General features: G+C 51.3%; 24 protein-coding genes. 13 read left to right on the forward strand and 11 right to left on the reverse strand.

Annotation, left to right across the window (positions count from 1 at the left end; genetic code table 11):
• Positions 1 to 70 precede the first annotated feature (70 nt).
• A complete protein-coding gene (locus FCS97_RS09405; RefSeq protein WP_138518171.1) occupies positions 71 to 469 on the forward strand; it encodes a tautomerase family protein in 399 nt (132 codons plus the stop codon).
• A 62-nt stretch (positions 470 to 531) separates the two neighbouring features.
• Here the strand turns inward: FCS97_RS09405 and FCS97_RS09410 are convergent, their stop codons facing one another.
• Positions 532 to 1,488 (reverse strand): alpha/beta fold hydrolase, encoded by a 957-nt coding sequence (locus tag FCS97_RS09410; RefSeq protein WP_138518172.1) that lies wholly within the window; start codon positions 1,486 to 1,488, stop codon positions 532 to 534.
• Between the two features lie 178 nt (positions 1,489 to 1,666).
• Entirely contained in the window at positions 1,667 to 2,575 is a 909-nt protein-coding gene (locus FCS97_RS09415) for a LysR substrate-binding domain-containing protein (protein ID WP_138518173.1), read from the reverse strand.
• Positions 2,576 to 2,811: 236 nt separating this feature from the next.
• On the opposite strand from FCS97_RS09415, the gene FCS97_RS09420 reads away from it, so the two are divergent.
• A complete protein-coding gene (locus FCS97_RS09420; protein ID WP_138518174.1) occupies positions 2,812 to 3,183 on the forward strand; it encodes a LysR substrate-binding domain-containing protein in 372 nt (123 codons plus the stop codon).
• 31 nt (positions 3,184 to 3,214) lie between these two features.
• Here the strand turns inward: FCS97_RS09420 and FCS97_RS09425 are convergent, their stop codons facing one another.
• Both FCS97_RS09425 and FCS97_RS09430 read right to left on the reverse strand, forming a co-directional pair.
• Entirely contained in the window at positions 3,215 to 4,477 is a 1,263-nt protein-coding gene (locus FCS97_RS09425) for an NADH:flavin oxidoreductase/NADH oxidase family protein (RefSeq protein ID WP_138518175.1), read from the reverse strand.
• Entirely contained in the window at positions 4,474 to 5,295 is an 822-nt protein-coding gene (locus FCS97_RS09430) for an oxidoreductase (protein ID WP_138518176.1), read from the reverse strand. Before FCS97_RS09430 ends, FCS97_RS09425 begins: the two co-directional genes overlap by 4 nt.
• Positions 5,296 to 5,410: 115 nt before the next feature.
• Between FCS97_RS09430 and FCS97_RS09435 the strand changes: the two genes are divergently transcribed.
• Positions 5,411 to 5,854: a winged helix-turn-helix transcriptional regulator gene (locus FCS97_RS09435; RefSeq protein WP_138518177.1), complete on the forward strand. Its 444-nt coding sequence runs from the start codon at positions 5,411 to 5,413 to the stop codon at positions 5,852 to 5,854.
• 24 nt (positions 5,855 to 5,878) lie between these two features.
• Here FCS97_RS09435 and FCS97_RS09440 read toward each other — a convergent pair whose 3' ends face one another.
• On the reverse strand, positions 5,879 to 6,895 hold the full coding sequence (locus FCS97_RS09440) for an AraC family transcriptional regulator (protein ID WP_138518178.1): 1,017 nt from the start codon (positions 6,893 to 6,895) through the stop codon (positions 5,879 to 5,881).
• Positions 6,896 to 7,006: 111 nt separating this feature from the next.
• On the opposite strand from FCS97_RS09440, the gene FCS97_RS09445 reads away from it, so the two are divergent.
• Entirely contained in the window at positions 7,007 to 7,993 is a 987-nt protein-coding gene (locus FCS97_RS09445) for a sterol desaturase family protein (protein ID WP_138518179.1), read from the forward strand.
• Here the strand turns inward: FCS97_RS09445 and FCS97_RS09450 are convergent.
• The 5 genes from FCS97_RS09450 to FCS97_RS09470 are packed head-to-tail and all read right to left on the reverse strand — an operon-like array spanning position 7,975 to position 11,112.
• The gene (locus tag FCS97_RS09450; RefSeq protein ID WP_138518180.1) at positions 7,975 to 8,553 is read right to left on the reverse strand and encodes an NAD(P)H-dependent oxidoreductase; all 579 of its coding nucleotides are present in this window, start codon (positions 8,551 to 8,553) and stop codon (positions 7,975 to 7,977) included. The two genes, FCS97_RS09445 and FCS97_RS09450, sit on opposite strands and share 19 nt — an antisense overlap.
• Before the next feature lie 35 nt (positions 8,554 to 8,588).
• Positions 8,589 to 8,990, reverse strand: coding sequence for a MerR family transcriptional regulator (locus FCS97_RS09455; protein ID WP_138518181.1), 402 nt, complete (start codon positions 8,988 to 8,990; stop codon positions 8,589 to 8,591).
• Between the two features lie 14 nt (positions 8,991 to 9,004).
• The gene (locus tag FCS97_RS09460) at positions 9,005 to 9,505 is read right to left on the reverse strand and encodes a thioredoxin family protein (RefSeq protein ID WP_138518182.1); all 501 of its coding nucleotides are present in this window, start codon (positions 9,503 to 9,505) and stop codon (positions 9,005 to 9,007) included.
• A 22-nt stretch (positions 9,506 to 9,527) separates the two neighbouring features.
• On the reverse strand, positions 9,528 to 10,544 hold the full coding sequence (locus FCS97_RS09465) for an alpha/beta hydrolase family protein (protein WP_246066211.1): 1,017 nt from the start codon (positions 10,542 to 10,544) through the stop codon (positions 9,528 to 9,530).
• 31 nt (positions 10,545 to 10,575) lie between these two features.
• Positions 10,576 to 11,112 carry an RcnB family protein gene (locus FCS97_RS09470; protein ID WP_246066214.1) on the reverse strand — a complete coding sequence of 179 codons (537 nt, stop codon included), beginning with the start codon at positions 11,110 to 11,112 and terminating at the stop codon, positions 10,576 to 10,578.
• 44 nt (positions 11,113 to 11,156) lie between these two features.
• On the opposite strand from FCS97_RS09470, the gene senA reads away from it, so the two are divergent.
• On the forward strand, positions 11,157 to 12,452 hold the full coding sequence (gene senA, locus FCS97_RS09475; RefSeq protein ID WP_138518183.1) for a selenoneine synthase SenA: 1,296 nt from the start codon (positions 11,157 to 11,159) through the stop codon (positions 12,450 to 12,452).
• 6 nt (positions 12,453 to 12,458) lie between these two features.
• On the forward strand, positions 12,459 to 13,208 hold the full coding sequence (locus tag FCS97_RS09480; RefSeq protein WP_138518184.1) for a putative 4-mercaptohistidine N1-methyltransferase: 750 nt from the start codon (positions 12,459 to 12,461) through the stop codon (positions 13,206 to 13,208).
• A gap of 10 nt (positions 13,209 to 13,218) precedes the next feature.
• Here FCS97_RS09480 and FCS97_RS09485 read toward each other — a convergent pair whose 3' ends face one another.
• On the reverse strand, positions 13,219 to 15,333 hold the full coding sequence (locus FCS97_RS09485) for a molybdopterin oxidoreductase family protein (RefSeq protein WP_138518185.1): 2,115 nt from the start codon (positions 15,331 to 15,333) through the stop codon (positions 13,219 to 13,221).
• A 119-nt stretch (positions 15,334 to 15,452) separates the two neighbouring features.
• Between FCS97_RS09485 and ahr the strand changes: the two genes are divergently transcribed.
• The 7 genes from ahr to FCS97_RS09520 all read left to right on the forward strand — a co-directional run bounded on the left by ahr (position 15,453) and on the right by FCS97_RS09520 (position 23,232).
• On the forward strand, positions 15,453 to 16,454 hold the full coding sequence (gene ahr, locus FCS97_RS09490) for an NADPH-dependent aldehyde reductase Ahr (RefSeq protein ID WP_138518186.1): 1,002 nt from the start codon (positions 15,453 to 15,455) through the stop codon (positions 16,452 to 16,454).
• 154 nt (positions 16,455 to 16,608) lie between these two features.
• Positions 16,609 to 17,004: a hypothetical protein gene (locus tag FCS97_RS09495; protein ID WP_138518187.1), complete on the forward strand. Its 396-nt coding sequence runs from the start codon at positions 16,609 to 16,611 to the stop codon at positions 17,002 to 17,004.
• A gap of 146 nt (positions 17,005 to 17,150) precedes the next feature.
• A complete protein-coding gene (locus FCS97_RS09500; protein WP_138518188.1) occupies positions 17,151 to 17,858 on the forward strand; it encodes a TcpQ domain-containing protein in 708 nt (235 codons plus the stop codon).
• A 3-nt stretch (positions 17,859 to 17,861) separates the two neighbouring features.
• Complete coding sequence (locus FCS97_RS09505; protein ID WP_138518189.1) at positions 17,862 to 19,625, forward strand: hypothetical protein; 1,764 nt, start codon at positions 17,862 to 17,864, stop codon at positions 19,623 to 19,625.
• A gap of 16 nt (positions 19,626 to 19,641) precedes the next feature.
• Entirely contained in the window at positions 19,642 to 20,931 is a 1,290-nt protein-coding gene (locus FCS97_RS09510; RefSeq protein WP_138518190.1) for a type IV pilus inner membrane component PilO, read from the forward strand.
• Positions 20,921 to 21,499, forward strand: coding sequence for a hypothetical protein (locus FCS97_RS09515; protein ID WP_138518191.1), 579 nt, complete (start codon positions 20,921 to 20,923; stop codon positions 21,497 to 21,499). The genes FCS97_RS09510 and FCS97_RS09515 overlap by 11 nt, the downstream gene beginning before the upstream one ends.
• A 2-nt stretch (positions 21,500 to 21,501) precedes the next feature.
• Positions 21,502 to 23,232 (forward strand): GspE/PulE family protein, encoded by a 1,731-nt coding sequence (locus tag FCS97_RS09520; RefSeq protein WP_138518192.1) that lies wholly within the window; start codon positions 21,502 to 21,504, stop codon positions 23,230 to 23,232.

Consider the following 23,232-nt stretch of genomic DNA (forward strand, 5'->3'; position numbering starts at 1 on the left):
TAATTAGTAGAAATACAATCAATGTCAAGCTTAAGTACCCAACACTGAACGACACAAGGAACAACACAAAATGCCATTACTTCAACTTAACTTGACGCAAACTCGACTGGACAGTCAACAATGCGAAGCTTTATCAAGCGGACTCACGCAATTGATGTCGGAGATATTGAGAAAACGAAAAGATTTGACAGTTCTGAGCATTCATGAAAGCACTCCTGTGAACTGGACTGTCGGAGCACGAACGCTTTCGATGAATCAATGGTGCGCAAGTCTAATTGTCTACATTACAGATGGAACGAACACCGATGAAGAAATCTCAGAGTTCATCAGTTCAGCCGATAGCTTGATCAAAGAAGTCATGACGACTCCAGCGTCTGCACCGGTCTACATTGTGATCAATCAGATTGACTCTAATTGCTGGGGATACGATGGACAAACACAACGGGCAAGAAAGCTTGGCTCAGCTTAGGGTTGTTCGATTCTGCGGCAGACGAGTTGAGCAAACAGAACAAGAGTTTTCACTGGACACAATTACTGTTGATTAAATGGTTCAGGGTGAATTTCCATCTCGATATTTTCCAGTAACACCACAAGGTTGGCATTAAACTTTTCCGCTTCGGTTACAAAGGGAGCATGGCTTGACTCATCGTAAATGTTGACTTTCGAACCCTTGACTATGGCAGCCATGTCAATCGAAGAACTCACCAGCACGGCCCGATCAAACTGACCATGGCTGAAAAGTACGGGCACCTGAATAGATCTTAAAGTGGCAGCGTGGTCAACCTGACGAGAAATGGTATAACGGCGAACGTAGTATGGGGTCAACATGCTTGCAGCAACCCCCCGAGCATAGTTGTCTCGATGGATGGTGTCGCCGTAATTGGCCTTGGCGAGCGCTAAAACACCTTCAATTTGCTCATTGAAGCGCTCACTAGTCGCCAATTTGATTCGTTCGAAGTCAGGGCCAATATAGCCTTTCACAAACTCGTCGCCCACGCCCTTTAGAGCACCCACAAAGTTGATCGCCTTAAGATTCTTGTCACCATAAAGACTCAAGTAATCCATCAAAACAGTTGCTCCGTAGGAATGAGCGACAACTGTGATGTTCTGCAAGCCTAACTTGCGGATGACAGCGCTGAGATCGTCTGCCCAATTGTTTCCCGACACGTATTCGGCAGGATTCATCGATTTAGTGGACTGGCCATGCCCCCTCAAATCGAAGGCAATCAATCGGTAATCTTGCAATTCTGGCGCTGTCAGTTGTTGTTGCCAAATTTCCTTACTTTGAGACCAGCCATGAATAAACAACACTGGCTGGCCATTCGGATTCCCGTATTCACTGAACGAAATCTTCGCACCGTCAGTGGAGTAAACGTGTTCAGACTTAATCTTTTCAGCCTGGCACGCGCTCAATAGAACAGCCATTGGCAGCGCAACAAACATCAAAAACAAATGCGGAAAAAGTCCTCGATTTGAAACACTGATCATGATCGTCCCCGTTGATTTGACAAATCAACGTTAGCTGCTAACGGTTAACCAGTAGATGAATTTGATGAATGGGGCCATCAAATAATTGATTGATGATCGAATGCATGATGTGGCACACCAACTACCTATTACTCTTCCTCGTGCCGCCGGCCAGGAAACAAGCGAGAGTAGACCTGACTCATGATGGTGACGCCTGCAAAACCAGCCAGTCATATAATCGTTGCACTTGGGTTTGTTCTAGTGCGTGAGGAGAAGAACAGATATAGAAACTTTTATCAGTCAAGAACTCATAGTGGACTGGCGATACAAGCTTGCGATCATGAATTTTGTGCTCAACCAAAGCCTTGGGCAAAAGGGCTATTCCTTGTGATAACTCGCAAGCCTGAAGAAGCAAATGGATATCACTGTAGTAGGGCCCCCGCCGTGGTTCATCACACTCAAAGCCTTGCGCCAAAAACCATTCCTTCCAGCTGAAAATACTTTGCCGAAGTAGCGTGGCTTTCAACATGTTCTCCGGACTAACAATCCATGGATTGGCCTTTAAATAAGCTGGGCTACAAACTGAAACCAAAGCAACTTCAAAGAATCTGGCTTTAACCAAGCCCTGCCAGTCATCATCACAACCCATCCGCACCCCCAGATCCGCTTCCCCACCCCTCAAATTGGCAAGGGATGCAGTAATGGTGATTTCAAGGTCGATATCGGGATTGTCGCGCTGAAAAGCGGTCAAATAGTGACTGACCAAATGCGACCCTACGAGCGGTGACAAACTCAAGCGAACACGTTTGATGGCCTTGGCATTGAGCGCTGTGATCGCGTTCTCTAATGAAGACAGGATCTGTTGAACATGAGGCAAAAACAGTTCGCCAGCCTCAGTAAGCTCGGTTTGCAACTGTTGCCGGTGGAACAGGGTAATGCCAAGCCTTGCCTCGAGCTGTTGAATCCTGTGACTGATTGCACTTTGTGTCACCGAGAGCTCATCGGCCGCTTTGGAGAAATTCTTGTACCTCGCGATAGCTTCAAATGCAATCAACTCGGGAACACTAGGCACCTGACCGGTCGAGTATTTGGGTATGCGTCCGTTCATCAAAAACTCACTCTCAATTTCTGCCTGTAGGGTTAAATTAGAACGATGTGCAATTTTCTTTCCAAAAACCCCAAGAATACGCCAATGGGTTTAGCCTAACGATTCGGAAAACAGGGTTGTACTGACAGAATACGATAGTTACCAAAAACTTTAGTGTAGACCGTCGTGAAGCTTGATGCGTTTGCTAAGTCTCGTTCAGTCAATGTCATACCTGCAGTAAATAATCACTTCAGTCGCTGGCTAGACGCGCCAAACTTCTAACTGGACATCGAATTGTTCGCTATCGCTGGTCGGATGAATTTCCTTACTCGATGCACAGGGATGGAGAAAGCCACGGAATCAACGGACACACAATTGTTGAAATTGACGATGGCAACACTTACCTGACAGCGGGACTGGTCGGGCTTGGTGTGCAATGGTTGCCAGAGTACATGGCCAAGAAGCATCTCGAGAACGGCGCACTTGTTCAACTTTTCAAAGACTGGAAGTTCGAGCCCATGCCGCTCTATGTCGCCTACTCACCCAACCGATATGCCAGTAAACAGCTTAGGGTTTTCATCGAATGGGTGACTGAATTGATGGCGCAGCATGCGCAAGGCACTGAGTAAGGAATTGTGATGTTTACCGCATCATTTTCATTCAAGCCCGCAACCTCCTGGTTCTGTTCGTTCCCCACATGCTTTTGATGATAGACGCAAGAAACGCCCACAAGCCGCTTTCATTGGGTCGTGGATTTCCACCTTCAGAAATACGCTTTAGTTGACGGGAATACCAAAGAATCTCCATGATGCCCATTTTGTCGATTGCCTTGATTCCCGTCGAAATGGGACGTACCTGGTAATTGCAGTCCTGGCCATTGAGCAGCGCCTTGGGTGCATCAGGATCAATGGCCAGCAAACGTGCCAAACCCACAATATCGAGAGCACCCGATTGCAATGCCGAGTTCATCCCGGCGTAGCTTCTAAAACCACCCGTTACCATCAGTGGCGTTTTAACTTGGGCGCGTACCTTCTCCGCAAAGCTCAGAAAGTACGCCTCGCGATTGGAGGAGGACACCTTTTTGGTTTGTTCAACCACACCGCTCATGGCGGGTGCCTCGTAGGTACCACCAGAGATTTCGATCAAGTCGATTCCAGCGGCTGCAAGGCTCTGAATAGTGACTATCGACTCTTCTTCAGTAAATCCACCTTTTTGAAAGTCGGCGGAATTCAGCTTAATGCCCACCGGGAACTCTGGGCCAACCTGGCGGCGAATTTCGGCGTAAACCGCCATAACGAACCGGCGACGATTTTCTGCGCTACCACCCCACTGGTCTGTTCGCTGATTGTGATGTGGTGACAGAAACTGGCTGATCAAATAGCCGTGCGCACCATGAATTTGTACGCCACCAAATCCAGCTTTTTTGCATATCGCTGCACTGCGCCCGAAACGTTGAATGATGTCTTGAATTTCAGCTTCAGTGGCTTCGCGCGGAGTGAGAAAAAATGCAGCCATATCCTGCCGAAAGGGAATGGCGGATGGTGCCAAATTGAATTGGTTCAATCCCTTGGGCGACTGCTTGCCCGGGTGGTTTAACTGCACCCACAATGAAACGCCCTCTTCCCTGGCGGCATTGGCCCATTGCTTCAATATTGGAAGATCAGATTCATCTTCGATCACGATATTTCCAGGCTCGCCCAAGGCTTTGCGATCAATCATGACATTGCCTGTGAACATCAGGCCAATGCCAGACTTTGCCCAACGGCGATACAGCTCAACTATTTTTGATGTGGCATGGTTGTCATAGGTTCCAAGTGCCTCACTCATGGCCGCTTTGGCCAAGCGATTGGGTAACTCGACTCCATTGGGCAATACAAATGGGCGATTCAACAAATTGGTTTCGGGTTGGGCAAATGGTTTCATCGTGTTCTCAGTCCTAAATTTTTACGAATTCCAGCATCCAGAAAACGTGAGGGCAACACATTGCTCATCATTTTCAGGCGGGCGGCGGCTGTACCTGCTGTGTAAGCCAGGCGGGGTTTGGGTTCTTGTGCAGCTTTCAGAATTGCATCAGCCACCACTGAAGGGTTTTCTGCGGTATCAACCATTCTGGCCAAGCGCTGCTGAAGTTCAATTCGAATGTCTTGATATTCATCCATGGGAAATTCGGCCTGAGTAGAATTCGCTTCAATGGCGGTTTTCATAAAGGCTGGCTCGATTACCGATACACGTATGCCCATGGTCCGAAGCTCGTGGTCAAGTGATTCGGAATACCCCTTCAGGGCATACTTGCTTGCCGCATAAAAAGCCATGTAAGGCATGGGCAAAAAGCCCAACACCGAACCGATATTGATGATGCGGCCACTTTGCTGACTGCGCATATGTGGCAACACAGCGTTGGTGGTGCGCACCACACCGAAAAAATTGGTGTTGAAAATTGCTTGAGCCTGCTCGAGAGAAAACTCTTCCGCACCGGCTGGCGACAAACCTCGGCCAGCGTTATTCACCAACAAATCTATTCGGCCTGTTGAATCAATGATTTGATTGACCAGCGCCGCAACGGATTCGTCTTTGTCGACATCGAGCGGCAGCATTTCAAACGAGTGCTGCATGTCGGCACCTGGGTGCCTGCTGGTGCCAAATACACGATAACCCGCTGCTACAAGTTTTTGAGCGGTGACCAGCCCTATGCCGGAAGACGCACCTGTTACCAGTGCAACCGGTTTTTTGTTTTTGTTCATGATTTAAATCTCCCGTGGGTGCGAAATGTCAGTGGATTTCTGATCAGCAACTTGTTACTATCAAAACGAAACTCACTTTACCTGCAATTTCAAACAAAGTCACTATCAAATTAGTATGGACAGTAAAAATATTTCGGAAAACCCCTGCCCGATCGCACGAAGCCTTGCTTTTGTAGGCGATGCATGGAGCATTTTGATTTTGCGGGACGCGCATGCGGGCATCACCCGCTTTGACAATTTCCGCAAAAGCCTGGGTATAGCGCCCACCATGCTGACCAAGCGTTTGTCGGTGTTAACCGAAGAAGGATTGTTGGAAAAACACCGCTACTCCGAACACCCACCGCGAGAAGAATATTTATTAACCGAGGCGGGGCGAGACTTTTTGCCGGTACTCTTCATGATTGGAGCCTGGGGACGCAAGCACAGGGGCGGCGGAAAACTGACAAAATTTTTTGATGCGGAAGCAGGAACAGAAATTGAACCGGTGGCAATTGACGAAGCGACAGGTGCAAAAATTGGAACCCGTCCGATTCGGATGAGTTCCAGTGTTGAGGGGTGAGAGCACTTACTTCAAAGCTCAGGGTCACTTCACACAATAAAATTCCCTTCTGTGTTTCAAAGGTGTGCTGCCCGTCCATTGCCGAAAAGCACGATTGAAAGCACTTTGCTCCGAATACCCCAGCAGCAATGCTATTTCACTGAGGGACAGGGTTTCATCAGCAAGGTATTGCTGTGCAAGTGTTTGCCTCAATTCATCAAGCTGACCTTTGAAAGTTTTACCGCGTTCATTCAATGCCCGATAAACAGAACGTACAGACATGTTTAATTGAACCGCCACCCAAGGCATCGAAGCATTTCTTTCCAGCAACCCCCTGCTCATTGCTTTTTGAAGTTGAATCAAAAATTCATCAGAATGCTCAAGCCCTTTCAGCGCCGTTGCGGCCTGCTGCTCAAGCAGCTGCATCAGGTGCGTGTCACGGCTGTTGATTGGTAGCATTAAATTGTCTGCGCGCAGCCTGACTGCCAATTGTGGTCGGGCAAATTGCACTGGGCAGCCAAGCATGGCTTCATAAGTGGCCAAACCCGAGCCGCTCTTTCGCGGAAATTCGACACAGACGGGTTTAATGCGATGTGGGGCTATCAAAATTCCCAACACAGTGAGCAAGCCGCTGATCAGCACTTCGTTCGACAAGTCTGTGGAGTGTCCATTCTCATTGGTCCAGGCCAAACGGATGCAATCCCCGTCCACCGCAACCGAGGAGGCGGCTAGCTGCTGCAACAGCCCTTCGAATCGCTGCAAGCGCTGCATGGCTTGCCCCAGGGTTTCACACGAGGCGGCCAAATACCCCAAAACACCGACATCTTGAATCTGGGTCAATTTGCCGATTCGCAATCCGACATGGGGGTCGTTGCTGACCTGTGCCACGCGCTCAAGCAGAGCCCACCATTGCCCTATCGGCAATCGCTCGGATCCGGAAGAGGCCACATTCGTGTACTCATTCAACAAATCAAGACTCAGCCCTTCCGCTTCCATGAAGCGGCGAACAATGTGTGTAAGCCTCGCGAGAATGAGTGCGTGCTGATTGCTGGATGTGCTCATTGGCACATTATGTCAAAAACTAAAGGCCAGAAGTCAATATTCAGCGCACGTGCCTATGGATAATTCTTTTGAATCAAAACCGATTCACGAGTTCAACCCAAAGGTGTTGCGATGGATTTTTTGTACCAAACCGTTACTGAAGCATTGATCAATGTATTTGGCCGAGCGCCAGGTTTAAGCGAATTGATCCTGATCCTGATGCTTCCTTTGTTTGTCACTGCTTTTTTGCTCGAGTGGATCCATGTGCGATATCGCTCGGGAAACTGGAACATTGCCCGGAACCAGACTTTTTGGCTACGCGAAGTTGCAGCAAATTACGCCTTGGGCTTTGGCTTCTACATCTCCAGCGCCCTGATGAATGTCAGTTATCTGCTTGCATTGTGGGCGCTGCTTTGGGAGCACAGACTATTCACCATTCCCGTCAATGTGTTCACAGTAATTGCAGCCTTTTTCGTTCAGGAACTTTGCTACTACTGGTATCACCGAACTGCACACCGGGTTCGATGGTTTTGGGCTCAGCATGTGTCGCACCACACCGGCGAGATCATGAACATGTCAACTGCGGCCAGACAAAGTATTCTCAATGGAATAATAGGCACCTGGATTTTCTTTGTCCCTGCTGTTTTATTGGGCTTTTCACCCGATCTGATTCTCGGTTTACTGGCAGCCAACCTGGCCTACCAATGGTTTGTGCACACCGAGTCGATTGGGAAGTTTCACCCAGCCATTGAGTGGTTGTTCAACACACCGTCCAACCATCGAGTTCACCACGGCCGCAACGCGCAGTACATTGACAAAAATTACGGCGGCGTGGTCATGCTTTTTGATCATTTGTTTGGAACCTACGAACCAGAGCAGGAAAAAGTGCTTTACGGCACACCCCAGCAGATCAAAAGCCACAACTGGTTTGTACTGAATTTGCATGAATTGGTGGACATGATGCGTGATGTGACGGCGCCAGGTCCTGTATTGGAAAGGTTAAAACATTTGTGGAAGCCCCCGGGCTGGGTGCGCGAGGGACACGAGCCTATTCACACCTGGACCGTGGAAAGACAGCAAACGGCCAGCCAAGAAACCATTCAAGCCTTAAAACCATAAGAATAGGCACGCGACAGCCATTTCTCACGAGTTGTTGCGTGCGAATTCTTGACCGGCCCAAAACTGGTCACAGCAACAGGTTTAACGCCGCAAAACTCGAGAATCGTTCGCTTCATTTGATTGTGTCCCGGCATGCGATACACCAATCGGTAATACCAAGGGGGTGTGTCCATGGTTGCAATCAAATGGGCTGTGCGCCCGGCCAACAGGCCATCTGCCATCAAGGCGCCTTCTTTGAATTTAAAGCCGAACCCTGGCAACAAAATGCGGTCGAAAAATCCCTTGAGAATAGCGGGAATTGAACCCCACCAAATTGGATAAACAAAAACCAGGTGCTCGGCCCAAACAATGGATTTCTGCGCCTCCACCAGGTCGGGTTCCAACGCTTGAATGGTGTTGTAACCGTCGTGAAGAATCGGATCAAATTTCAAGCTGGGGAGGCTGAGCAATCGAACGTCGTGACCCGCAGCTTGCGCACCCCTCGTGTATGAACTGGAAATTGCGCCACACAAGCTGTTCTCGGAAGAATGTCCAAGAACCACCAGAATCCTTTTGCTCATTGTGAGCTCCTTTTGTCTGAACCAGAAAAAGGAGCTTAAAGCTTGCCCTTAGGGGCAGAGTCAACTGAAAGATCACAGTGCATCGAATCAGGGGAACTACGCAATTGCTGGTCAAACTGTTCCAGCAGTTCAAGTTGTGCCTGCGCTGCAGAAATTTCAGTTTGAATGGCCAGCCGCTTTCGCTGTATTTGTTCAAGCATGTAGTTAAGGCCAGAGTGAGAGCCGGGGGTGTTGTTGGCCAGTGCCTCAACAAGCTCCTTGAGCCTGAAACCAAGCAACTGGGCGCATTTGATGGTTTTTACTTGATCCACAGTTTCGGGGGCGTACACCCTGTAACTGCCCTTTCGAAGTGGCGCTTGTATCAAACCCAATTCTTCATACAAATAAATCGCCTTGCGGGAAGCGCCAGCGCTTTTTGCGAGTTCACCAATATACATGTCAGGCTCGCAGGTTAATGTGCATTGAAGCCCAAGAGGCTCATGAACTCCCCAGGCTTTTTGTAACCCATAATCTTTTTGGTCACTTCGGGTTTTGGCCCCATTGTCAATACAGCGGGCGTTGCAAAAACGCCCAGCTTTCTGGCCAACTGCTTTTCAGTGTAGACAGTGCCGTCGATCCAGTTCACAGGCAAATCACCCCGCACATTGATTGCAATCACATCGAACTTGCCTTCGATCTTCTCGCGATTGGTCCCCTCAGTGAAGTTCTCTTGAAGCAAATGGGCGCAGTAGGGGCAATCATCCAGATGAAAGAAAATGAGCAGCTTCTTTCCACGGGTTTGGGCGTCTTGAACATCCACGGGAATTTCAAGAAAGGTTTGTTTGAACCAGCTTGGCAATTCGTAATGCATGGGCTTGGGTTCAATGTCGCGGGCAAAACCCTGTGAGGAAAAAAGAAAAAAGAGAGCCAGCAACCACAATCTGTAGGCTATGAGGTGTGTTGAACGCTTCATGTCATTGGGATCGGCAATAGAATTAGCCAATCTTAGCGTAAGGAGCAAGTTCTGCAATAATTTGCGGCCAAATGCTGTCGCATCGTTCCCGGAAAATGTCGATGTGGCCCACTTTGCCCAACTTGAATGTTTCAGGCTTGATTTCAAGCCGTTTTTTGCTGGCCGTGGTGAACAGGCGCATGATGTCTTCGACATTGGGCAGGGTTGCAATTTCATCATCGCTGGCGTGTACAAAAGTAATTGGCGAATTGAACTGTTCAAACCAGTGTTGTTGAACACCCTTACCAAATTCATTTTCAACATACCCGGGGTTTGAACACCACCTGGCCCATTGCAAACCGACTCCCTTGGGCAAATTTTCACCCCAGCCGAAACGCTTGGCAGGCACGTACCCCAACAAAGCAGAACTGATTGGAATAACCCAACGCAGCATGAACTTCGCGCCATTGCGTTTGTCTTTGCGGATATTCTTCACATGCCCGGAAGAAGCCGCCACCGCCAATACGCCACGTACTTTGGCGTGGTTGTGCATCAAGCCGAACAACTGGCCCCCCGCACTGTGGCCAATCAAATAGGCACTTTCCTGCCCGGTCAACTCAAGCAGAAAATCCAAAGCAGCGGGCATGTCATACAAGCCCCAATCCTGCTTCTTCACCTCGCAATGCTTTACATGCGATTCCTGCAAAGACTTCCCGATGCCGCGGTAATCAAACACCAATACAGAAAACCCTTGCCCGGCCAACCAACGCGCGAAGGGGAAGTAAAACTTTTGAGTAATTCCAGTGGCGGGGCAAATCAAGACGGGCTTGTCATGCTCGCCACTTGCAGCAGGAAAAAAAGTGCCCGCGAGTGGCTGCCCAGCAGCCAAAATGCTGACTTCAAATGATTTGCTCATGCTGCTTGCCGTTTCCTGAAACTTGTCGATTGAATAAATACGCTCGAACAGTGTATTTGCAATATCGAAAGTGATCATCCAGGCAATGTGCAATTTATTGTTTCTGGTGAAGCAATAATCACGAATGAACAGATGGATCCGCATGTGTTCATTGCCGTGGCGAAACAGCTAAGTTTTAAAAAATACCGTCAATCGCATCCACCACAATGGCTGTGCCCACTGCAATCAACAGCAGATCAGTGCCCAGTTGAACATATTTGTGGTTCAGGGGCGGTGCAGGCAATCGAATGCGCAATTCATTGGGAATGTCGTAGTAACGAACATCGCTACCCAAGGCGCGGCCCTTTTGCCACTGCTTGGCCTGGCCTGGGGGCTGGCAGCCGTTGCCTTTTTTGGCCAGCCCGGGAGGGCACTTGCCTTTGGCAACCTGACCACCGTAGTAATCCCGCACAATGCGGGTTTCAGCACTGCCAAAGTTAAATGAAACCGACACCCCACCGTCTCGGCCTGAATCACGGCCCTCCGCACGCAGGCCCTTCTCGTTGCCACCGCCTTTGCGGCTTTCCTTTTGCCCACGTTGCTCGCTTTGTACTTTGTTTTTCCCCTGGTTGCCGTTTCCTTTTTCTGGCTTTTCGGCGTAGGCACTACCACTGGCAATTAACAAAGCGGCGGATGCAACAGTCAGGGTGCGCAGTATCGATTTAATGGACATGGGTGGCCTATAATTGCTTGTAACTTATTAGTAGTACCACCACGATGAATAACAAGCAATCCTTACTCGCTTCTTTGCAACAAAGCCGCGAGCGCGTTCTTGAATTGCTCAACAGCTTGAGTTCACAGCAAACCAAAGTGCCCTATTTGCCAGGCATCAACCCGCCAATTTGGGAGGTTGGGCATACCGCTTTTTTCTTCGAACGGTTTATTTTGCAGAACCTGGACAAAGCCCCCTCGTACAACCCGGCGCTCGACGACATCTGGGATTCCTTCGAACTGGCCCATGAGGATCGCTGGCAGGAAGGACTTTTTCCTGACAAGCCCGACACCCTGCATTACTTTGACGACACCTTTGACAAGGTGGCACAGCGCATTGAAAAAAAGCCGCTGACCGACAGCGATTTGTACTTGTACAAATACGCCATTTTTCACCTGAACATGCACATTGAGTCGATGGTGTGGGCGCGCCAAAGCCTGGGTTATGCACCACCGCCCTACTCGAACCAGTCCGTGAAAAGCCAGGTGGTGCTTACGTTTGAACCCACAGACGTTGAAGTACCCGCAGGGCGCTACCGAATTGGCATGCCGCCCGAGTCTGAACATTTTGCGACTGAAGACTTCTGCTTCGACAATGAAAAGCCGGGATTCGTCGTTGAAATGAAAGCGTTCAAAATCTCGAAAACCCTGGTCAGCAATGCCGAGTACCTTGCATTTATTCAGGCTGGTGGATACGAGAATGACCAACACTGGAGCATGGCAGGCCTGAAGTGGCGCAACAGCACCGGTGCAAGGCACCCTTTGTTCTGGAAAAAAGAAAACGGTGTTTGGCTTGAACGCCACTTCGACCAATGGCTACCCGTTCAAGGCGAACTGCCCGTGAAACACGTCAGCTATTGGGAAGCGCAAGCCTATTGCAAATTCGCCGGGCGACGCCTGCCGTCTGAATTTGAATGGGAAGTGGCCGCTTTGGGCAATCGAGAACAAGGTGCCTTCAACAAGTTTCCATGGGGCAACACCATGGAAGCACATCGGGTAGATATGGACAGCACTCAGCTGGCCAGGCTGCCGGTGACGGCCCTTCCCGAAGGTGACAGCCCGTTTGGATGCCGGCAAATGATAGGCACCGTGTGGGAGTGGACCGACAGCCTGTTTTTCCCCTACGACGGATTCACCATGGACATGTACCCCTTCATGTCGACTTTGCAATTTGGCGACCACAAGGTGGTGCGCGGTGGCTCGTGTGCCACTTCGTCCATACTCATTCGCGGTACCTACCGCCAAGCCTACACACCCGACCGCAACGATGTGTTCGTCGGCTTTAGAACCTGCGCCCAATAAGGCCCTATGTACAATCCATACGAAACTGACGAATTATTAAACCAGTACCTGGCCTTTCATTACGGCGTCGATTACTTTGAGGTGCCGAATTACCCGGTTCGCTGTGCCCAGCTGTGCCTGGAATTCATGGAAAATCGACCACGCCGCAAGGCGCTCGATTTGGGCTGCGCCGTGGGCCGAAGCACTTTCGAGTTGGCCTTGGGTTTCGATACCGCTGTGGGTGTAGACCTTTCCGCCCGATTTATCCACGCTGCACAAGAACTGCAACAAGGCAAGACGCTGAATTACTTTTTGCACGACGAGGGGGATTTGGGCAGGGACATGCAAGTATCGCTTGGCAATTTTGATTATGGTAGCTGTGACCAACGCGTTGCGTTTTCGCAAGGCGACGCCTGCAAGTTGGGGGCAGAACACACCGGCTACGACCTGATATTTGCCGGCAACCTGATAGACCGGGTGAACAACCCCACCGAATTTTTAAACGACATGCCCCACCGTATTGTGCCCGGTGGTTTGTTGGTTATCAGCTCGCCTTATACACTGCTGACCGAGTACACGCCCAAGGAAAACTGGCTTGGCGGCATTGAAGAAAATGGCAAACCAAAAACCATGCTTGAAGGCATGCAAGCCGTGCTTGCACCCCATTTCAAGCTGGTTCGCAAACCATTGAATGTTCCGTTTGTAATTCGCGAAACAGCCCGCAAGTACCAACACAGCATTGCGGAAATGACTGTGTGGGAAAGAAGGTCTGCTTAACCCCGGGTTGTTAAACCACGGGGAAAAGTGTCACGGGTACGCCGTTGACTGCGGCGTTGCCACTGGGCTCATCCAGCCATTGTTCATCGGTCAAATCGTTGCAACTAACACCCGCATGCGCTGCGGCCACTTGCAAACGAACCCCCGATTTGTCGTGCCCCCAACCATGCGGAATACTCACCACACAGGGCATTACATCGTCTGAAATTTCTACAGGCAATGTAATTTCACCCACGCGGCTGCGCACACGCACGCTGTGCCCTTCCTGCAAATTCAAACGCGCTGCATCCGCCGGGTTCACCATGGCGGTACAGCGGTTTTTGCCCTTCACCAGGCGTTCTGAATTGTGCATCCAGGAATTGTTGCTGCGAATGTGGCGCCTTCCAATCAGCATCATTTCCGTGCCTGCGCGCTTGCCGGCGTCCAGCAAATCAGTCACATAATTTGCTGCGGCCTGAAGTACCTCGGCGGGTGCCAGTTGAATTTTTTTGTCGGCGGTTTGCAAGCGGCCTGGAAAGCTGGGGCGCAGCGGCCCCAAGTCAATGCCTTCAGGGTGCAACTTCAATTTCTCCAAACTCAGCTTGTGCTCGCTACCCATGCCGTAGGGGCCCATTTGCAAACCCATGTCGAGAATCATTTGCGGCGGCATGGAAGGCCGGGCTGGCTTTCCAAGCTTGGCGCTGTAACAGGCAGCCAACTTGTCCATCAATTCCCAATCATCCAGGCTACCTTCCGGCTTGGGCAGTGTGGCTGCGCTGTATTTGGCCTGATTGCGTATACCAAAAATATTGAAAATCAAATCATAGTGATCATGCTCAAGGGGCGATGTCGTGGGCAAAATCACATTGGCGTGGCGATTGGTTTCATTGATGTACAAATCCACTGACACCATGAATTCAAGACCAGCCATGGCCTTGTCAAGCTGTTGGCCATTGGGTGTGGACAACACCGGGTTGCCTGCAATGGTCACCATCGCTTTGATTTGCCCCTCGCCCTCTGTTTGAATTTCCTCGGCCATGATGGCGCTGGGAAACTCGCCCAAGGCTTCAGGCTTTTGGCTAACCCGGCTGTGCCAACGGCCATAACTGCCTGGCTTGCTGTTGGGTGCAGCGATCAGGTCGAGCGCAGGGTTGGCCACCAGGCTTCCACCCACCCGGTCGGTGTTGCCTGTTACAAAATTAAGCAACTGAATACCCCACTGCGCCAAGGTGCCATGGCGCTGCGTGCAGGCACCCATGCGTCCATACGCAACGGCTTTCCCGGCATTGGCAAAATCACGCGCAATTTGGCGAATGGTTTCAGCCTCAATACCGCACTCGGCTTGTGCCACTTCAGGCGTTACCTTCGAAATGGCACCCAAAGCGGCATACAGGCCTTCACTGTGATGCGCCAAACGATCCATGCGGGTAAGCCCTTCGTCAACAATTGTGTTGATCAGTGCAAACACAAAGGCAGCGTCGCTGGCTGGCCTGATGAAGTGATGCGCATCGGCCACCTCGGCGGTCTCGGTTTTGCGAGGATCAATCACGATCAACTTTCCTCCGCGCGCCTGCAAGGCCTTGATGCGTTTGGCCACATCGGGCACGGTCATCAAGCTGCCATTCGATGCAATGGGGTTTGCACCCAGCATGAGGAAATAATTGGTGTGGTCAATGTCGGGAATGGTGATGAGCAACTGGTGCCCGAACATCCAGTAACCCAACAACTGCATGGGCAACTGGTCGACCGAAGTTGCAGAGAAACGATTGCGTGTTTTCAGCAAACCCAAAAAATTCGAGCTGTGGGTCATCAAGCCCCAGTTGTGCACGTTCGGGTTGCCCTGATACACGCCCACCGCATTGGCGCCGTATTTTTGTTGCACCTGGAACAAGCCCTCACAGGCCAGCTCGATTGCATCTTCCCAGGTGGTTTCTACCCACTGCCCGTTCACTTTTTTAACAGGCATTTTCAAACGGTCGGGGTCTTCCTGAATGTCCTTCAATGCCACTGCTTTTGGGCAAATGTGCCCACGGCTAAAGGGGTCTTGCTCATCGCCTTTGATGGACACAAGTTGATTGTTTTCAACCTCGATTTTCAAGCCACAGATGGCTTCACACAAATGGCAGGCGCGGCGATGAGTTTGCAAGTTTGTCTCCTGGCAGGTTCTCGGGTGGAACCCTGTTCTCGAAAGGCCAAGCTTTGTTGGCGCGTGCCTCATATTACTTGCGAAGGTGTAATACCATCAAGAGATCAACAGGAGACAACATGATCAACGCATACGCAGCTTTCGAGGCCAAAGGCCCTTTGAAACCCTTTCAATACGATCCCGGCGAATTAAGCGCATTTGACATTGAGATCGATGTTGACCATTGCGGCATTTGCCACAGCGACGTCAGCATGCTGGACAACGACTGGGGCCGAGCCAAATACCCCATGGTGGCGGGCCACGAAATTATCGGTCGCGTGAGCAAGGTGGGTAGTCATGTAAGCCACTTGGCCATTGGCGATGTAGTGGGTCTGGGTTGGCACGCAGGTTATTGCGAAAGCTGCAAAATGTGTATGGGCGGCGACCACAACCTGTGTAGCGCCGCCAAGGGCACCATTGTTGGCCGGCACGGCGGTTTTGCCGACAAAGTACGCGCACAGGCCATCAGTGCCGTAAAAATTCCGGCCAGTGTTAACCCGGCAACGGCTGGCCCATTGCTGTGCGGCGGCATCACTGTTTACAACCCGCTGGTGCAATTCAATGTTTCACCGCAAAGCAAAGTGGCAGTCATTGGTGTGGGTGGCTTGGGCCACATGGCAGTGATGTTTTTGAAGGCTTGGGGATGCGAAGTAACCGCTTTTAGCAGCAACGCCTCCAAAACCGACGAGCTACTGGGTATGGGTGCACACCATGTACTGAACAGCAAAGACCCGGATGCCTTGAAAAAAGCCGCCGGATCGTTCGACCTGATTTTGTCGACTGTGAATGTGAAGCTGGACTGGAACGCCTACATTGCCACATTGGCTCCCAAAGGCCGCCTGCATTTTCTGGGGGCTGTGCTTGAGCCTTTGGACATTGGCGTGTTTGGCTTGATGGGCCAACAGCGAACCATTTCTTCCTCACCCGTGGGCAGCCCACGCGTAATCGCCGACATGTTGAACTTTGCAGGCCGGCACAACATAGAGCCGATTGTTGAAACCTACGCATTTGATCAAATTAACGAGGCCTTGGACAAAGTACGCCATGGAAGCCCCCGCTTTAGAGTGGTGCTGTCGCGTTAATCCCCCTCCTTTTACCCCCCACCCCCACCCTTTGATGTGATTGTTTCAAAAGAACATTCGGAGGAATCTGGGTGGGAGGGTTCTGAATACACCAATAGAGAGTACAGCAGCAACGCTCGCAGGACTTTCCTCAGGCAATTCAATCGCCAACAACATGGCGTATTTCAGGGCACACCATCCAGTCGATCCATTCGACTGTGAATACAGCGAGTTGGCTGCGCACATCGAAGACACCGGTCTTTTGAACTTGAGCTTGCCATTTATCCTTCAAGGCCTCGCCGAGACTGAAGGCACCACCTGGCACTACTTTCGGGGCCTGATGAAAGCCCATGCCGAACTTCGGCCCAAGGTTAAAACCATCGAATCCACGCCTCGGCTGATTGGCGAACTGTTGAAAGTTTGTATTCACGAATACGACGCCATCAACCAGGAAGCTTTCGATGAAAGCCAGGCTTGCAGTCTGGCTGTGCTTGAAACTGCGGCCTATCTATTGGTTCACTACAGCCCGCATGAAGGCAATCAATGGCTTGATGCAATCTATCAAGATTGATTTGACACATTTAACAACCCCCTGAGACAACTGAATAACCGGGGGATTGCTGCAAAAGAAATTATTTCGTATATTGATGTATATTCGAATTAATAAAATTTGCAAAATCGCTGAATACCGATCCATACGAAGAAGGTAAAACGAATATGGAATTTGCTCTTGGTCTTGTCATTGTGCTGATGGCATGGAACACAAACGGCGAAACAGGTGCGGAGACTAGCGCCACTGCGGCCATTGAAGCACCCGCTTACGCAACTGTGACTGAAAAACGTGAGGAGCAACTCCCGTATTTCGCTGATGAGCTGTTGTCACGCAATGTCGAATTGGCGCGATACGATGCACCCGCCCCCTTGCCACAAGCCCGCAGCTATGAAGTACTTGCGCAGCCAAGCCTCGAACCCAAGTCGCCAAACGCAGCTTCAAGCAAAGCCAACAATATTCAGCTGGCCATGCAATCGCCCTCCTCGGATGTATTCATTGTTGACATTCCACCCAAAATTATTCGCGAAGCTGAACAGCTGGCTGCCCTGCCTGTGAAGCAGGAAAGCGCAAGGCTGGTTTTAACGCCACGTGCCATTCAATGGGAATTGCGTGTTGAGGACGGCCGATTGGACAAAGCCATTCGCCGTTGGGCCAAAGAAGCAGGCTACACATTCCGCTGGGACGCCGACCGCTACGTGATGATTGCAGCGGGCACTACCTTCTCTGGCACATTCGAATACGCCGTGGAACAGGTGCTTGAAACACCTGGAATCAAGAACAGCGAATACCCGCTGGAAGCCTGTGTTTACAACAACGAGCCCCCACTGCTGCGAATTACCCGCTTGGGCGATCAAAAAGAAGAGTGCCGATAAAACATGAAGACACCACTGAACAGAACACTGGTTTTCACTGCAATTGCAGCATTGATCGGCCTGGGAACAGCTGGTTGTACCGGCCCGCAGATCAAGGCAGAAGTGCAAGCCGACAACGACAACGGTTTGCGCAAGGTTGACCAGGTCAATACCACACTGCAAACCAACGGTTCGTTTCGTGGTGGCCGGCAATACGCCGATGAACAGGCCAAACAACAGCAGAATGCCAAGGTATTGAAGCGCGCCAGCAAAAGCTGGATCGGTGGCACCTTCGTGCATGTGAATGACGACGACAAACTGCCTGCAATTTTTCATGAAACCTACAAAATGAATTTTGCGGACAAAGGCCGCCCTGTGGACTTGAACACGGTGGCAGCCCGCTTGACCCAAATGGTCGGCATACCCGTGCGAATTCAGCAAGACGTATTCAACGCGCCAGTGAGCGCCGAACCTCGCCGTGGCGCACGGCAGTTGCCACCAGTCAACGCCCCCGCTGAAGCGGCGCCACCCCCATCAGGCCCTGTTGCAATCGACAGTGTGGCACTGGCACCCCGAACCACAGTGGGTTCAGTGGCCATGAATTGGGACGGGACCCTGATTGATTTTTTGAACAACACCACCGACAAACTGGGTTTGTCGTGGGAGTACCGCGACAACTCGATTGTCATCATGCGCTACACCACTGCCATGTACGAACTGGCCTCTTTCCCCAACGGTTATGAATACGCCATGAGCAGCGGCACGCAAGGCCGTGTGCGCGGCAATGAAGTGCAAAGCAATTCGAATTTGAGTGTGTCTGAGAAAGGAAAAATTGACGGCCAGGCCAGCATTTTGGAAGTGATCAATCGCATGGTGGCCTCGGTACCGGGTTCTGAGGTCATTGTGGCCGAGGGCACAGGCCGTGTGATGGTGAAAACAAGCCGTGACATGCAAACCCAGGTGCGCACTTTGATCCGCGCCGAAAATGCGAACATGCTCAAACAGGTGCATGTGCAACTGGACATTTACTCGGTGATGTCCAAAAAAGACGATCAACAGGGCGTGAACTGGGATGTATTTTTCAGAAGCCTTTCTCAGCGCTATGGCATTGGTGTGCTGTCGCCTGAATCGCTGGTTGCACCAGAAGCAGGCCTGATTGCACTGACCATTCCTGAAGCCTTACAAGGTTTCATTCCTGGTCAAAACCCGCCCAACAGCCCGACCAACCAACGTTTTGGTGCAAGTTCTGCCATCCTGCAGGCACTCAATGAAATTGGCGACAACGTACAACACCGCCCTATTTCACTTGTGGCTTTGAACAGGCAATGGGCGCGCAAAGCACGGCTTACAACCACTGGCTACCTGGCTGAAACCAAGCCTGCGTCATCTGGCGCGCTGGGTGGCGGTACTGGTGTGCCAGGTTTGACCACAGACGAAATTACAACTGGCGATCAATTTGCGGCCATGCCGTTCATTCTGGACAACAACACCATCATGCTGAAAATGGGCATTAGTTTGTCCGACCTGACCAGCCTGCTTGAAATTACCACCGGGGCAGGCGAAACCCTGCAACGTGTTCAAACCCCCAACACCAGCAGCATTTCTGACCAGTACACGATTGCGCTTCGCCCCGGTGAAGTGATGGCTATTACTGGCTTGTCACGCGATGTATCCGGTTTCACCGAACGCAAGCTGACTGAACAGGCACCGCTGTTGGCTGGTGGTTCGCGCAACTTGTCCACCATGCGAGAGAACTTCATCGTTCTGGTTCGCGCGGTGGTGCTGTAAAACGCGAGGATGCGCCATGGCTGAACAATCTGCAGTCGTTCACCAGCTTGGAAAAAAAGCTTACATTGCCGGCTTGAACTGGCAGCCCCTGGCGCACTCGGGCTACAGCAAACGCATTGCCGACATTCGGGAATATGCAGACCGCATTGATGCGACCAAGCATATTCTACTCAAAGGCAGTCAAAACGAATACCTGGGCCTTTACAATTTCGACCCCGACATTTCCGATGAGGAACGCACGGGGCAGGTGTACAGCCTTGCTGCAATGCTGGCCACACAGAATGAGCAGGAACATGCGATCTATGCCATTCGCATAGAGGCAGGCAGCAAAAAAGGCCAAATGGCCTTGGTGGTGATTGAACAGGGTGCACCCACCATGGACATGATCGGCAGCGATGCCGAGGTGGCCAGCACGGTGAACACCTACACCAATGGGTCGATCGAAAGTTCGGAATACCATGTGTACAGCAATGCGCCAGAACTGTTTCCGAGCGCCCTGCCCCTGGACATTGCAGCCCGCTTGGGCAGCTTTAACAATAAACATGCGCTGATTGGTTTACCCACCGATTTGATCAAAGCCTCTGGAGTTCTGGCTGTCGTTTTGCTGTTGGCCGGTGGCGCATATGGCGGCAATGAATACCTGGAGGCCAGTGCACGCGAAGCACGCATGAAGCAGGCGCAGTCCAGCATTCAAACCCCGCAGTACCTGAAAAAACTGGCCACCGACCAACGCAGTGTGGGCCTGGCCAATGCCGATGTGATTGAGATGCTGAACCTGTTGAGCGAACAGCCTTTCATGGCTCGCGGCTGGTTGCTGGAGGGCATTCAATGCAACTTGGGCAAGTGCGTGAGTGAATGGCAATCACAAGGCGGTTACACGCAAGAGTTGGTCAGCTTTTTGTACAACCAGCAAAGCAGCCCGAACCCCAAAGATGTCAACAAGCTGAAGTTCTCCTTTGCCTACGACATGGCGCCCAAGGGAATTCAGCAACTTCAAGACTTGCCCAAGAAACAGGAGGCCAGCGAACTGCTTTACCTGGAACAACAAGCCTGGCAAAAAGCCGGCATTCAATTCAAGGTAGATACGCAAGGCCAAACCTGGCCTACCGGTTTCAAAAGCATTCCACCCAATGTGTCGGTGAACCGGCATGCCACTGAGGTGACCGGCAGCCTGACGCTCATGAAAGACTTTCTGGACCGGTACCCTTCCGGCATTTACTGGAATCAGATTTCAATGAAGATTGAACCCAAAAACCTGGATGCCGCCGTCATGGTGACATTGAAGGGAGCACTGTATGCGTATTAATTGTTTGATTCGACCCCTTATTGCCATGACAGGTCTGCTGGTTTCAAGCGGATTGCATGCGCAAGACAATACCGCGGCGAAAGTTGAAACGAAGGCCGAGAATGTATCGGCAGTTACACCGGTTGAGAACATCAAGCTCAACGGGGTTACGGTGCCGTTGAACATCAAAACACTGGCGGAAATCCAAAGGCTGCAGGAAGAACAAGCCATGCGCGAAGAGCTGCAAGCTGCGCTGAAAATTGGTGGCAGCGTAAGCAGCACAAGCAGCAAACCACAGGCACCCGCCCCAGCAGCAGTTGTAGCAAGCAAACCTGCTGCCGCTACACCCGTGCGAACCGCCAGCAAAGCAGCACCCGCAATTTCAGCCAACACCCTGCTGGGTGTGTATGGCACCACAGGCGCAATGACCGCTGAAATTCAAACTGCAAGCCGAAGTGTGCGCACGCTTCGCGAAGGCGAACAGCTTGGCAAATTCAATATCAAGAGAATCACCCAAAACGGACTGGAACTGGTCGCAAGTAACGGCAACACGCAGCATGTCTCCGTGGGTGCGCAAGTGAGGTTTTGATCATGAAGAGAGACCCGGCACTGAATGTGTTGGCCACGCAGGCGGAGAAGTCGCTGAGGGTTGAAAAACTCAGTGAGCTGCCCGCGTTTTCGCGCGTGCTGACCGACGGCAGTGCGGGGGCTTTGTTGAAGCTGCCCGCAGTGGTGGAAAAACATGTGTGCGCCATTGAAACTGGCGTGAAGCGCGCAATCATTTTGTACGACGCAGAAAAACTCGCGCAAATTCGCCCTTTCATTTCACACCTGCGCGGCAAACTGATTGCTGAAAAATTCACATTCGAACGGCCGGAAATTGGTTGTGGTGGCGGCGTAATTGAGCATCTGATCGAGAACTCCCGAACCAAGATCGACAGCAATGAAGGTGAAGAAGATCCAGCCCTTGCGCAGTCCAAAGCAAAAGAAATTTTTGAATCCTGGGTGGCCTTGGCGGTACAGGAACGCGCAACCGACATTCACGTGCAAGTGGTCAACAACATTGCGGAAGTGAAATTGCGTGTGGATGGTGAACTTGAATTTCTGCGCGACCAGCAAGGTGGTGTGTACACGCCACTACAGGCTGAACGTGCCGTGGCTTGGGCCTACAACAACGCCTCGGGCAAGGGCTCGAACAGCAACAGCCAGTTTTCGGTTGGCGAGAACCTGTACTGCATGATTGCAGCCCGCGAAGTGGGTGGCAAACGCGTGGCCATGCGCTATCAGTCCATGCGGGGTTGGGCGGGTATCAAAGTGGTGTGCCGCTTGTTGTACGTGGACATTGATGCACCCACACTCAGCTATGAGCAGTTGGGTTATGCCCCCTCGCACATGAAGCAGTTAAAGAGTGCATCCAACACACCCTCAGGCACTATTATTTTTGCAGGTGTTACTGGATCCGGTAAAACCACCACGCTGAAAACTTTTATTGAAACGCACCCGGGCAATGGAACAGATGCGTTTTACTCCATTGAAGACCCCGTGGAATACCCACTGCGCGGCGTGCACCAAATTCCGATTCAGCGTGATTTGCTGGACCGCAAAGGCTCAGCTGCCAAATACGCGGAAGTTGTGGCGGGCTTGATGCGTGCCGACCCCGGCTGCGTGTTGATGGGTGAAATTCGCGACCCGGCCACTGCAATTTCAGCACAGCAAATTGTTGAAACCGGTCACATGGCTTGCGGTACAGTACACGCGCATTTGATCTCGGGCATTGTGCCGCGCCTGACCAATGAAGAAATCGGGATGAGCAGGGATGTGCTGACCAACCCGAATATTTTGACACTGCTGGTGTACCAGGCCTTGGTGCCCAAACTGTGCCCACACTGCAAAATTGGCGGCCGCCTGTATCAACATGGCATGCCCGATTCTGAGCATGTGTTTGAAGTACTCGACACGCTGGAAAACCGGTTTGAACTGGAACGTGAGCTGTTTTACTTCAAGAGACATGGCGGTTGCCCAAAGTGCAAACACCGCGGCACTGCGGGTCTAAGCGTGGTTGCTGAAATTTTGACACCCGACCGCAAGTGGCTGAACCTGATTCGCCAGGGCAAAGACTATGAAGCCATGATGTACTACCGCTCGAAATCAGATGGCAATTTCCGGTCAGAAAACATGGACGGCAAAACCGTGTTTGAACACACCTTGTTCAAAGCACTGCTTGGCGAAGTAGACCCACGACACTGCGAACGTTTTGACAGCTTTGACCGGTTCGAGATTATGAACGACGCAGACCGCGCCGAAACTGCTGCTTACACCTGA

The organism is Limnobacter alexandrii (assembly GCF_005871185.1).
In the GTDB taxonomy this organism is placed as follows: domain Bacteria; phylum Pseudomonadota; class Gammaproteobacteria; order Burkholderiales; family Burkholderiaceae_B; genus Limnobacter; species Limnobacter alexandrii.